The 12,658-nt window shown below is 35.9% G+C and carries 10 protein-coding genes; 6 read left to right on the top strand and 4 right to left on the bottom strand.

Annotated features, from left to right (window positions below; translation table 11 throughout):
- Positions 1-60 precede the first annotated feature (60 nt).
- The 5 genes from J5J03_RS04420 (at position 61) to J5J03_RS04400 (ending at position 5,067) form a co-directional block, all read left to right on the top strand.
- Complete coding sequence (locus J5J03_RS04420; RefSeq protein WP_208586458.1) at positions 61-1,392, top strand: extracellular solute-binding protein; 1,332 nt, start codon at positions 61-63, stop codon at positions 1,390-1,392.
- A gap of 89 nt (positions 1,393-1,481) precedes the next feature.
- A complete protein-coding gene (locus J5J03_RS04415; RefSeq protein ID WP_208586456.1) occupies positions 1,482-2,399 on the top strand; it encodes a carbohydrate ABC transporter permease in 918 nt (305 codons plus the stop codon).
- A 29-nt stretch (positions 2,400-2,428) separates the two neighbouring features.
- Positions 2,429-3,259 carry a carbohydrate ABC transporter permease gene (locus tag J5J03_RS04410; protein ID WP_208587077.1) on the top strand — a complete coding sequence of 277 codons (831 nt, stop codon included), beginning with the start codon at positions 2,429-2,431 and terminating at the stop codon, positions 3,257-3,259.
- A gap of 44 nt (positions 3,260-3,303) precedes the next feature.
- Positions 3,304-4,338 carry a LacI family DNA-binding transcriptional regulator gene (locus J5J03_RS04405; protein WP_331460434.1) on the top strand — a complete coding sequence of 345 codons (1,035 nt, stop codon included), beginning with the start codon at positions 3,304-3,306 and terminating at the stop codon, positions 4,336-4,338.
- A gap of 48 nt (positions 4,339-4,386) precedes the next feature.
- Complete coding sequence (locus J5J03_RS04400) at positions 4,387-5,067, top strand: YesL family protein (protein ID WP_208586452.1); 681 nt, start codon at positions 4,387-4,389, stop codon at positions 5,065-5,067.
- Between the two features lie 92 nt (positions 5,068-5,159).
- On the opposite strand, the gene J5J03_RS04395 is transcribed toward J5J03_RS04400, so the two are convergent.
- Genes J5J03_RS04395 through J5J03_RS04380 form a run of 4 tightly spaced genes read right to left on the bottom strand, consistent with a single transcriptional unit; the run spans position 5,160 to position 10,628 of the window.
- On the bottom strand, positions 5,160-6,107 hold the full coding sequence (locus J5J03_RS04395; protein ID WP_208586450.1) for a substrate-binding domain-containing protein: 948 nt from the start codon (positions 6,105-6,107) through the stop codon (positions 5,160-5,162).
- 14 nt (positions 6,108-6,121) lie between these two features.
- The gene (locus tag J5J03_RS04390) at positions 6,122-7,627 is read right to left on the bottom strand and encodes a response regulator (protein WP_208586448.1); all 1,506 of its coding nucleotides are present in this window, start codon (positions 7,625-7,627) and stop codon (positions 6,122-6,124) included.
- A 1-nt stretch (position 7,628) separates the two neighbouring features.
- Complete coding sequence (locus tag J5J03_RS04385) at positions 7,629-9,362, bottom strand: sensor histidine kinase (protein WP_208586446.1); 1,734 nt, start codon at positions 9,360-9,362, stop codon at positions 7,629-7,631.
- 24 nt (positions 9,363-9,386) lie between these two features.
- The gene (locus J5J03_RS04380; RefSeq protein WP_208586444.1) at positions 9,387-10,628 is read right to left on the bottom strand and encodes a HAMP domain-containing protein; all 1,242 of its coding nucleotides are present in this window, start codon (positions 10,626-10,628) and stop codon (positions 9,387-9,389) included.
- Between the two features lie 408 nt (positions 10,629-11,036).
- On the opposite strand from J5J03_RS04380, the gene J5J03_RS04375 reads away from it, so the two are divergent.
- Entirely contained in the window at positions 11,037-12,098 is a 1,062-nt protein-coding gene (locus J5J03_RS04375) for an ABC transporter substrate-binding protein (RefSeq protein WP_208586442.1), read from the top strand.
- The last annotated feature ends 560 nt before the right edge of the window (positions 12,099-12,658 follow it).

Here is a 12,658-nt window from a genome sequence, read left to right as displayed (position 1 = left end):
GACTGTAACAGGCAAGGTATGAAGAAGGATTAAAATTAAAACCAATGGGGGTTAGGAAAAATGAAAAAGTGGTTAATGCTTTTGTTAACCGTAGGCTTATTCATGTTGTTAGTAGCATGTAGTGATGATGACAGTAGTGGAAATAATGATTCGGATGATAACAACGACAGTGAAGCGACAGAAACAGATGATTCTGAAGGTGCGTCAGGCAGTGGTGATGGAGTTGAACTAGACTTTTGGGTATTTGGTAGTGCAGGTTACGACGTCTTAGCAGATGAATATATGGAAGAAAATCCAAATGTCATAATAAATATTAATGAAGGTGAGATGGAAGATGTCCATAATAATCTATTCACTTCCATTTCAGCTGGAAGTGGAGCACCTGACATTTCCATGATTGAGGTAAGTAACATCGCAAAATTTATGGAAGCAAGTGATCAGTTTTATAATTTATATGATTATGGTGCAGAGGATGTAAAAGATAAGTATCTGGATTGGAAGTGGCTACAAGCTGAAAGTGTCGATGGTTCATTTCAATTAGGTTTACCAACAGATATTGGCCCGACTACAATGTTTTATCGTACTGATGTAATGGAAGAGGCTGGGTTCCCGACAGATCCGGAAGAGTTAGCTGCTGAAATCGATACGTGGGATGCTTATTATGATGCGGCTCAGAAAATATATGATAAAACTGGTAAACCGATCACAGATAGTCCGGAATTAATGTTTAATGCGATCCGTGATCAACAAGATCAGCAATATTTTAATGAAGATGATGAATTGATTATGGAAGACACCGTAAAAGAAGCTTATGATTTTACGACTAAAATGATAGAGGAAGGATATGTAGGACAAAATTCATTGTGGACACCAGAGTGGGGCAGTGCAATGGAGGATGGAAGCTATGCTACTCTAATCGGTGCTCCTGCATGGATGATTGCTAATGTGAAAGGAAATGCACCTGATTCCGGTGGTAACTGGTCATTGACAACGATTCCAGAAGGTGCAGGTAACTGGGGTGGTTCATTTTTAACGATACCAGCAGAGTCTGAACACCCTCAAGAAGCATATGACTTTATCGAATGGTTAGTATCACCTGAAATCCAATTAAAATCGTTTCATAACAATGGTTTGTTCCCATCTGCACCAGAAGTATATGAAGATGAAGAATTTTTAGCGACAACAGATGACTATTTCAGTGGAGCAGAAACAGCTCGTATATTTGCTGAAGCAGCAGAATCTGTTCAACCTGTATACATGGGAGTGAATTACTCGATTGCGAATGACGAGATTGTAACAGCTCTGACCAATGTGGCAGTGGAAGGAGCAGATCCGCAAGATGAATGGGATGCTGCGATTAGCCGGATTGAATCACAATTAGAGAGACAATAACGATATAGCTTGTTCCCTCAAGTAAGCAATACGGTCAATATAAATTGGCCGTATTGCCTTAATGGAATTGAAGAGAGGAGTGTACACAAGTGGAGCATGTTAATTCCCAATCTCGTAAAAATCGTAAATTTTGGAACGAAGAACGAAAAGAAGCTTTTTCAGGCTATCTATATGTCTCACCATTCTTTATTTTGTTCGCTGTTTTTGGATTATTCCCGATCCTTTTCAGTTTTTATTTAGGTTTTCAAAAATGGAATGGGCTTGGTGAAATGGAGTATGTCGGATTGCAAAACTTCCAGTGGATATTAACAGATCCGATTTTTTGGAAATCATTGAGTAATACATTGATTATGTGGTTTTTAGGAACATTACCACAATTGATTTTAGGGATTATATTGGCATATGCCTTGAATTCAACACTCATTAAGATGAAAAGTTTTTTTCGCGTTTCCATATTTATGCCTTATGTGACATCGACCGTTGCTGTTGCCATTGTGTTTGGCGTCATGTTCAATAGTCAGGATTTTGGTTTGATGAATGTAATTGTTAGTTGGTTTGGTGTAGATCCAATTAGCTGGTCAACTTCAGAATGGGGTGTAAAAATTGCAATTTCCACGATGGTTTTCTGGAGGTGGGTTGGTTACAACACAATCATTTATTTAGCTGGCCTTCAGGGAATTCCGAATGAATTATATGAAGCCTCTGTTATTGACGGAGCCACAGTAAGACAGAAGATTCAATATATTACGATTCCGATGTTGCGACCGATCATCATTTTAACAGTCTTTACATCTACGATTGGCGCTTTACAATTATTTACTGAACCATTAATTTACATTGGCCGTTCGTTTCGTGAAGAAGGTATTACCGTTGTGCTTTATTTATATCGTGAAGCATTTACGAATCTTGCATTCGGACCTGCATCGGCAACTGCGATTATTTTATTTGTGATAATTATCATTGTTTCTAGTATTAATGTCTTTGTAGCAAATCGGATTGGACGATAGGAGGAATGAATGTGAGTACACAAGCTTCGATGAAAGCAAAAAATACGTCGGCAAAAGGTTTTATCTATGTAACTTTAGCTGCTGCTGCCATTCTTTCCATCTTTCCTTTTTACTGGATGTTTGTAATGGCGACAAATCATAATAGTGTGATCAACAGTGTTCCACCAGCTTTTATACCTGGTGCAGAATTGGTTACGAATTTTAAGAACGTTATTAACACGATTGAGTTTTTTGGAGCAATGTGGAATTCTTTCCTTGTTTCAACGATTACGACGATTGGGGTATTATTTTTATGTTCTTTAGCAGGGTATGCATTTGCTAAATTACGATTTAAGGGGCGAAATTTTTTATTTATCGCAATTTTGGTTACGATGATGATTCCTCCACAATTAGGATTAATTCCCCAATATTTTATCATCACAAAATTGGATTGGTTAAATGACCTAAAAGCGATTATTTTTCCAGGTTTAATTGATGCATTTGGAATATTTTGGATGAGGCAATATATCAGCAGCAATGTGCCAGATGAATTGGTTGATGCAGCAAAAATAGATGGATGCTCCAATTTTCGGGTGTATTGGAATATTGCAGTGCCAGTAATTATTCCTGCGTTCGCAACATTAGCGATCATTCGATTTATGTATATTTGGAATGATTTCCTTTGGCCATTAGTTGTGTTACGCGAAGAATCGTCTTATACAATCCAGGTTGCTTTACGTGGGCTGATTGATAATTATGTCCGAGATAACGGTATGATTATGTCCGGTACATTTTGGGCTACTGTCCCATTAATCATTATTTTCTTATTATTGAATCGATTATTTATTTCTAGCTTGACAGAAGGGGCTGTAAAAAGCTAAAAATAGAGTATAGAATGTTTTGTTGGTTCGGACATTTTAACTAGATAAAGAGGCAGAGGGATAAAATTATGAAGTTGACGATACGAGAGATTGCAAAAATGGCAGGGGTTTCACCTGGAACAGTGTCAAAAGTAATTAACCAAACTGGTAGCATTAGCCCAAACACGATTCAAAAAGTAAAGAAAGTCATAGAAGATACAGGATATCAACCAAGTTTTTCAGCAAAAGCTCTTGCAACAAAGAAATCGAATATGATTGGTCTTATATATGCTGGGGAAGTTCATGTTGAATTCAATCATCCTTTTTTTAACCAGGTTATCAATGCCTTCAAAAATACGGTAGGACAGCTAGGATACGATATTCTTGTTTTTTCAAACCAAGCGTTTAATATTGGGAAAGAAGACTATGTAGCCCGAGCAAAACACTATCAATTAGATGGCTGTTTAATTATTGCAGGGGAGCAGATCGAGGAAGCGATTTATCAATTAGATCAAAGTGATATTCCGACAGTGGCTGTCGATTTAGAGTTGTCTGGAGAGTGTTCTAGTTATGTGATGACAGATAATGAAAAAATCTCCAGACAGGTTGTCGAGTATTTTTATTTGAATGGCATCCGGAAATTGGCATTTATTGGTGGGCAAGAAGATTCGATAATCTCTAATGTACGTAAATCGTCGTACGAACAATCCATGCAAGATTTTGGAATGGACTTGCGTGATCAATGGATTAAATATGGAAACTTTTTTGAAGAGAGCGGCTATGAAAAAATGAAGGAAATCTTAGAAGAGGGAAGTATACCTGAGGCGGTTTATGCTGTTTCTGATATGATGGCATTAGGAGCTTTGAAAGCGATTAAAGAGTCGGGGTTATCGGTTCCTAAAGACATAAAAATAATCGGCTGTGATGATATTGAGGCGTGTAGATATAGTGACCCAGCGTTGGCAACTGTTAAACAGGATCAAGTAAAGATTGGCAGACTTGCAGCTAATATGTTGCACGATTTAATAAATGAAAGAAAGGTGCAAAAAACAGTATATGTTGACCCTGAATTAATTATCAGAAATTCTGCACAAATTTAACCATCTATTTCTCATTAAATACGTTTATTATTTTAGAAAACGGCTATAATGTTAACACAATATTCTAAAATAATAGGAGAAATGGGTGATGAGATGAACCAGACAGAAACGATGCTGTTTCGCATTCTACATGTATTTGCTTCGTTTTTGGCATTACAGTTATTATGGTTTTTCTTCTCATTAGGGATTGTTACCGTTATTCCCGCAACTGTTGCTATGTATGCCGTTGTCTTGGAATGGTCGAAACATGGAGTAGATATAACAGGGATATGGAAGACGTTTTACCAAGCTTTTAAACTGAACTTTAGAAATACGCTATTCTTGGGAATTAATGTTGGTGTGATTGCGATTATCTTTACTTTGAATGCAAGTATTCTTCCAACATTTAACGGATTTCTGCATTTTCTTATGCAAGTGATATGGTTATTTGCAGCAAGTATTTTCATTCTCACCTTACTAGCAATGCTGCCACTAATCGTCACATCTCATCTAAAAGGATTAAAGTTATGGAAAAATTCTTGGATTGCTTCGATTACCATATTGCCTGATATTTTATTAATTGGAGGCATAGGTGCCATTTTTGTATTTGTGGGATTGTATTTCCCCATGGCAATTATTGCAGGTGTGAGTCTTTTTGCATTTATCCATATTAATATATGGCAAAAAGCTGTCAAAAAATTACCGCAAGACTTTTTGGATCAGTGTTTATTAAAATATCGTTATCGTTAGCAAGAGGCAGAACTTTTTAAATGAACAAACCGCATGAAATGCAACTTTCATGCGGTTTAGTTTATCGTTGCAATGGTCTGAGAAATATTCCATCATTCTGCCATTCCATCCATTTCAATTGTTTCCGTAAATTCTTTTTCTTTAACATTTTCTCCGTTTTTCAATTCAACTAGTCTTTTGATGAGCAGTTTTCCCCACTCACTTTGATTTTGGGAGATAGTGCTTGTAATTTGCCCATTCTTCAATCCTTCCAGAATAATCGGTAAATCATCAAAAGTAACCGCTGTTTTATCAAGGCCATGAGCTTTCCAAACCGTAATGGCAGCAGGACCGGCCAATGAATCAATACCAACAAAACCATCAAAATCATGGTGATTATCTACTAATTCTTCGATATTTGATAAAGTATCAGGTGCTGTTCCGTCACTAAAGGATATTTCTTCTATTGTCAAATCAGGATATCGTTCGACGACAGCTTTTAGACCTTTTATTCGAAGCTGTAAGTTTTCCATTGTCGGTAATCCACTACTTACAATTAATTCTCCACTATAATTTAAATGCTTTGCTACCGTCTCCCCAATATGTAAGCCAGCTAAATAATTATCTGTGCCAATATAGGCGTATCGATTACTGTTTGGAGCATCCGTATCAAAGGAAACAACAGGAATTTCTTGATCAATTGCTTGATTGATGATAGGAGTTATCTTCTCCGGATCTGTAGCTCCGATGGCAATTCCGTCTACCTGTAGTTCTATATATTCTTGCAGAATTTTTGCCTGATCTTCAGCAGAAGCAATTTTGGGTGCATCAATAATAATGTTAATTCCTAGATTGTCCGCTTGTTCACGCGCAGTTTTGGTTACTTTTTCAAAGAAAGGATGTGCGACGGGATAAATAATTGCAAATGTATAACCCAAATCTAGTTGCTCATTATTCTGTATACTATCTTCTTGCAATACGGGTTGATTGGATTCAGAAAATAAGATAATAATACTAATGCAAATGTAAAGACCCAATATCGTAAAAATCCATTTCCACATATATATCCCTCTTTTTAGTTGAAGCTTGTTGCCGAAATCGTTTCTGCTATATGATTTTTGTATTCCTTTGTTGTCATACCTGTCAATTTTTTAAATGTATGACAAAAATAATGAGAGTCATTGAAGCCTACTTTATAAGCAATTTCGTATGTTTTTTGATCAGTTGTTTGTAATAATATTTTTGCTTGCTCCATTCTTGTTTTCGTTAAATACTCCGTAATCGTCTGCTCCATCTCTTTACTAAAAATATTGCTAAGGTAAGAAGCACTAATATTTACTTCCTTTGCAATTTCTTGAAGAGACAAACTGGAATCATGAAATCGTGAAGTAACTACTTTTTTCACCTGTTGTATCACCTTTCCATATTTGCTAGAGTGATAATCATGCTGTACTAACAATGGATGTAGCATTTTTTTCATCAAATCAATCATCTCTTCTTTGGTCCGAACTTGGTGGATAGAATTTTCTAATGGTTCAATTCTTTCTTTACAACGGTTATCATATTGAACAGTTTCGTCCAGATGATGTCGGAGTGTAATCGTAAAATCTAGCAAAAAATAATAGAGAAATACATTGGAAGGTTCTTGTTTTTGATAAATAAAACTAGCATATGATTGAACAAACGTATCTAGTTGATTTAATTGGCCAAACTTTAGAAAATGAATGAGTTTTCTTCTGTCAAAGGACTGCATTAATTCCTGATGGAAGTCCTGATGATCTTGCAAAAAAGTATAAGATTGTATGGCACGATTGTAACTATAAGCTTCTAATGCATTTTCATAAGCTAGCGTAATATGTTCCGTCCTTGTCTCGATCGATCCTAATCCAAATAAAAGCGGTTGATGATGGGATGTTACTATCTCTTTTATTTCTTTGATTTGCTTTAGCAGTAAATGTTCCAAGTCATGCTTTAAAATCATCACCGATTTCGTATCTTTTTCAAAAAGTAAGGGTTGGTAACTTGCTAATTTTTGTTTGATTGTTTCACTCTTTCGTTCGATTACAAGGACAGTGTAATAACTCGCCATTAAATCTACTTGAAGATTTTTGGTTTGATGGATAATTTCCTCTGTTGATAGGAAGCCCTTACAAAGTTGTTCATATAATGCTTCCTTAGTTTCTATGCTATTAAAAACCTTCCTTGTTGTTTCCATCTCCGCTTTTACTTTTCGTAATATAGATACTAAATCTTGACTGCTTACAGGTTTCAAACAATACTCTTCAACTTGTATTCGTATCGCTTGCCTAGCATACTCGAACTCATCGTGTCCGCTTAAAATAATGATTTTAACATGTGGCATTTTTTCCTTTATTATTTTGGATAGCGATAATCCATCCATGAAAGGCATTTTTATATCGGTAATCACAATATCAGGCTGATGTTTTTCAATTAATGGTAATGCCATTTCTCCATCAGATGCATCACCACAATAGATAAACCCCTCTTTTTTCCAATCAATCTTTTGTGCAATCCCCCGTCTAATCACAGCTTCATCATCAACTAAGAATACTTTTTTCAATTTACGCACCCCTTTTTGGAATAGTGATCGTTACCTTTGTTCCTGATCCTTTCCAACTATTTATCTTTAATCCATATTCTTTTCCATAATACAACTGTATTCGTTGTTGTACGTTTATAAGTCCGAATCCGTTTTTCGAATCTGGAACAATTTCGCCGGAGATTAGGTGATTTCTTAACTTTTCTAATCGGTCTTCATCCATTCCAATGCCATTATCAATCACCTCAAAACGAACCTTATCTTTATCTTCTAATGTTCCGTTTATCCGTAAAAACCCTTTGCCGCGTTTATTTTTAATGCCATGATAAATGGCATTTTCCACTACAGGCTGTAATAAGAGCTTTAAAATATGATAGTGATATAGATTCTGCTCTACATCAACCGTTACATCTAATATATCTTCATATCTAGTTTGTTGAATATATAAATAACTATCTATATGAGACATTTCATCTGCAATAGTGATCCAGTCTTTTCCTTTATTGAGAGAGATTCTACTATATTGGGATAAGGCTTTAGTCAGTTCGATAACAGATTCATGTTCTTTTGCTTCTGCTAACCAGACGATTGTATCGAGCGTGTTATATAAAAAATGCGGATTTATTTGAGCCTGCATGGTACGAAATTCTGCTGCTTTCAGTTTCTTTTGCTCTTCAATACTTAGATCGAGAAGCAATTTTATTTTGGCAATCATTTGGTTGAAACTATGGCCTAAAGTTGCAATTTCATCTTCTCCAACCGGGTTTACTTTTGCATGAAGATTTCCTTCGGCAGCATGCGTCATTTTGGTTTTTAGTATGCGGATCGGTAATATTAACTTGTTAGAAATAAACATATAAAGTCCGATAATGAAAATGATACTACAAATAACGGTTAAAAAGATTAAACTACGAATTTCATTACTATCCTTCATAATTTCATGAATTGGCGCTTGGCCGATGACTTTCCAGTCTGTCATTTTCGAAGTTTCATAGACATAAAATGTGCCATCATCTGTGTAATACCCCTGTTCTTTCTCGGAAATTCTATCCAGGTCGAAATAAACATTGTCTGCATCATTACGTTGCTTTTGCTGAAAGAAGATATCACGATCACTGGATGTGATAAAGAAGGAACTGCTCTCCGTTAACTTGACGTCATCCAAAACAGCAGTGATCACAGATGCATCAATTGTTATTTTTAACAAACCGATCACAGAATCTGTTATATCCCATACAATAGCATTCGATATTTCTAATATGGGGAAACCATTTCGATAGACAATTTCCATCTTAGCTTGTGTAGGATCTCCGGTTAACCATTCCTCTGTATCGATATCGCTGCGTTGATAGACCCCTTTGTTATGACTGATTGTTTTACCTTCTAAATTCATGATTTCAATGTCGAAGATATCTTCACCTGATAAATAGCTTTTCTGGTAAAAATCAAACAAACTTAGTATTTCTTTCGCTTCATCGTAGGTTTCTTCTTGATGGAGCAAGAATTGAACGGTACTCTGCTGTTTTCCAATCTCATTAAATCGATGAAGGTCTTGAAAAACAACATCAATCTCTCTTGTAATTTGACTTGTTTTAATTTGCGCCAAACTGTAAGCTCGTTCTGAAACAATATTAGATGATTTTATATAAGATATTAATCCGATTAAAACTAACGGAAAGACTGTTAACAGAACAAACATAACGAGCATTTTTAGGCGTAAGCTTTTGTCTAACCAATTGAACCAATTCTTTTGCATAAGATATCATCCCTTAGGCCGCAGTTAAATAGTAAAGTGTCTTAATTGCTGCTGTAGTTGATCTAAATAGGCTAGCTGCTTATCAGAGTTTTCGGCGATTTCTTCGATAGTGGTTAATTGTTCTTCACCTAGAGCTCCGATCACTTCCATATTTGCGAAGCACTCCGTGATTTGACTTTTAAATTCCTCGATATTTTTTTGTAGCTGTTTGATGATGGTGATAGTGATAGAAGTGTGTTCATAGATGAAATGTTGTTCCTCAGGAAGATTATTTAATTGCGTTTGAAAACTTATTTGTCTTTGTAATAAATTTTCATTTTCTCGCTGCAGTTGTTGCAGCAATGTATGTTGTAGCTGTAGATCACGGGTGATGAATTGACTAGTAGATGTCATTTGTTCTCCAGCTGCAAGATTTTCCTCTGTACTCTGATGAATTTGTTGTGATGTGCGGATGATTTCTTCACTCGTATGATGTACTTGACTAATAATATGTTTTAAATAATTAGTCATCAAACGAAAACCATTATAAAGGTCATCTATTTCATTTGTCGCTGTTACCGGGTTAATCTTAATATTTAATTTTCCTTTCGCAATTTCTTTGGCAAGATGTTGTAAAGAATAGATCGGTTTTAACATACGTTTAGAAACGATCCAAATCACGAAAAATGTAACTACTACTAATAGTATGTAGACTGTAACACTTATAACGATATCACGACTGATTTTTTCTTTAATCGCTTCCTTTTCTATTTCACTTTCTTGTAAAGTCTTTTGCAGTAATGTCTGGACATGCTTATTAATTAATCCTGAAGCGATGCCGATATATTCTTGTGTAATATATTTGTCTTCGGCAGGTGCATTTAATTTAATTTGATCACCTAGTTGGTCGACATATTCGGTTGTTGTTTCAAGAATTGTCCTTACCTCTGCTATTTCATTGGTAAATGGTTGTGCCATTTCCTTACTTGCTACAGTGTTTAGGTGTTCCTCCATTTGGGATAAAATTCGATATTGGCTTCCATCTTCAAAATAGACTTTTCCATAAACGATATCTCGAATTTCTTCCTCTAATTGATCTCTTAACTGACCGTGAATCGAATTCGTTAAATGGATTGTTTCCGTCATTTCGTTGTATTGCTTAATATAACTAATAAAAAAGAAGAGCTGTACAAGTTGGATCAGACCTAACCATATGAAAAGTAAAACAAATAGAATCAGGAATTTTGAGCGAATCGATAATTTACGATAAATTGAAAACGCATTCATTTTTACCATACTCCTTATTGATGGTTTATCACGGTGCTAATTGTCTGTAATAGCCCTCCTTCACACAACGAAGATAAGAGGGGCTAACACCCTGATAAGTTTCGCTATTGCTCAGTGGGGGACAGAGCTCCCGCTGAGCAATAACGAAACTTTATATGTAAAAGATACGCTCGTTGTTTTAAATAAGTCTTTCCTATATTTTAACTTATTAGAACAAGTTTCTATAGTCTATTTTATGTATTTTAAAAAATAATACAATTTTAGTTAAAAAAATTAAACTAAAAAAAGATCATTCATAAATATTTTAATTTTTTTCAAAAAAATTTCTATTACTTAATACGTGGAAGCGTTTTAGAATAACCCTATACCAACATATATTGGTGTAGAAAAAAGGGAGGTTATACGAACATGAAGAGATTTTTAGAAGCTAAGGGGTTATTAGTGTTACTATTCGCACTTTTATTATTGTTAGCGGCATGTGGTTCTGCAGATGAAAGTGGTGGTAATGATGAGGATGCGAGTGATGACACGGAACAAACAGAAGATGGAAATGATACAGAAAACCAAGATAGTAATGATCAAGCAGCTGAAAAATTAGTGATCGGTTTTTCACAAGTAGGTGCTGAAAGTGAATGGCGTACCGCTAACACGAAGTCGATCCAAGATGCAATTAAAGATGCTGGTCACGAGTTGAAATTCTCTGATGCCCAGCAAAAACAAGAAAATCAGATTAAAGCAATTCGTTCTTTTATTACCCAAAAGGTAGACGCAATTGTTTTCTCACCAGTAGTAGAAACTGGATTTGAAACTGTATTACAGGAAGCAAAAGATGCAGGCATACCAGTGTTTCTTGTAGACCGTGCCGTAGATGTTGACGATGATTCGTTATGGGCGACGTTCCTTGGTTCTGATTTCGTAGAAGAAGGACGTAAAGCAGGAAACTGGTTAGTGGAAGAAATGGCAGATAAAGAGGGACCTATCAATATCGTTGAACTGCAAGGAACTGTGGGTTCAGCGCCAGCTATTGACCGAAAAGAAGGTTTTGAAGAAATAATTGGAGAAGAAGATAAATTTGAAATTATCAAATCACAAACTGGTGACTTTACAAGAGCAAAAGGAAAAGAAGTGATGGAAGCGTTCTTAAAATCTGATGGTGACAACATTGATGTACTATATGCGCATAACGATGATATGGCGATTGGTGCGATTCAAGCAATTGAAGAATATGGTTTAAAACCGGCAGAAGACATTACGATTATTGGTGTAGATGCTGTAAAAGGAGCTTTCGAAGCTATGGCTGATGGCAAAATGAACGTCACAATCGAATGTAATCCGTTGTTTGGTCCGCAATTAGTGGATTTAATTGAACAACACTTCGCTGGAGAGGAATTAGATAAACGTATTGCGGTAGAAGAAAGTATGTACACAATGGATCAAGCAGAAAAGCTATTGCCAACACGTGAATATTAAGAAATAGAGAGAAAGCAATGAAGTAGAGTGTGAGACAAAAGTATATCAGTCAAACATACATCCGAATGATTATTCCCTTAATAGGGGAGTAGTTCTGATTTATCACGGTGCTAAACCTCTGTGAGGTCCTCATTTCAAGCTTTGAGTAATACAAGGAAGCTAAGTGAAGGTTATCAGAAGCTAACACCGTGATAAGTTTCACCTTATCTTTCTAGGTATCTAACATGAATTTTCTATAAACTGCGAAGTAATGAAGACGTGGATTTGTTTTCTTCCATTCTTTCCTTGAAGAGTGCAGATAAACCGCTCCGGCAGAACGCTCCGCTTTCCGTGGGCTCGGCTTCAGCTAACTTTGCAAAGTGGATCTTCAGCTTTCGCTGTCCCACAGGAGTCTCCGTATTCTGCCTACGCTATTTTTGTTCTCTGATTATAAAAAGAAATGAACTCATGGAACTAAACTTTTCTGTATTATTACAGTGCTAATCGGCTGTAAACCCCGCCCTTGGGCATAGTCGCACCCTATGCTACATATGGTGGAGAAATCGATTGGTTGATTTCGG

Origin of the sequence: Gracilibacillus suaedae (assembly GCF_017599345.1) — a bacterium.
GTDB lineage: Bacteria > Bacillota > Bacilli > Bacillales > Amphibacillaceae > Gracilibacillus > Gracilibacillus suaedae.
Note: the sequence above shows the minus strand (reverse complement) of the source record. Positions and strands in the feature narration are given on the sequence as shown.

Bases quoted from the DNA above. Each gene is read 5' to 3' on its own strand.
- J5J03_RS04420 (WP_208586458.1), top strand. From the start codon at position 61: ATGAAAAAGTGGTTAATGCTTTTGTTAACCGTAGGCTTATTCATGTTG.
- J5J03_RS04410 (WP_208587077.1), top strand. From the start codon at position 2,429: ATGAAAGCAAAAAATACGTCGGCAAAAGGTTTTATCTATGTAACTTTA.
- J5J03_RS04400 (WP_208586452.1), top strand. From the start codon at position 4,387: ATGTTAACACAATATTCTAAAATAATAGGAGAAATGGGTGATGAGATG.
- J5J03_RS04395 (WP_208586450.1), bottom strand. From the start codon at position 6,107: ATGTGGAAATGGATTTTTACGATATTGGGTCTTTACATTTGCATTAGT.
- J5J03_RS04385 (WP_208586446.1), bottom strand. From the start codon at position 9,362: ATGCAAAAGAATTGGTTCAATTGGTTAGACAAAAGCTTACGCCTAAAA.
- J5J03_RS04380 (WP_208586444.1), bottom strand. From the start codon at position 10,628: ATGAATGCGTTTTCAATTTATCGTAAATTATCGATTCGCTCAAAATTC.
- J5J03_RS04375 (WP_208586442.1), top strand. From the start codon at position 11,037: ATGAAGAGATTTTTAGAAGCTAAGGGGTTATTAGTGTTACTATTCGCA.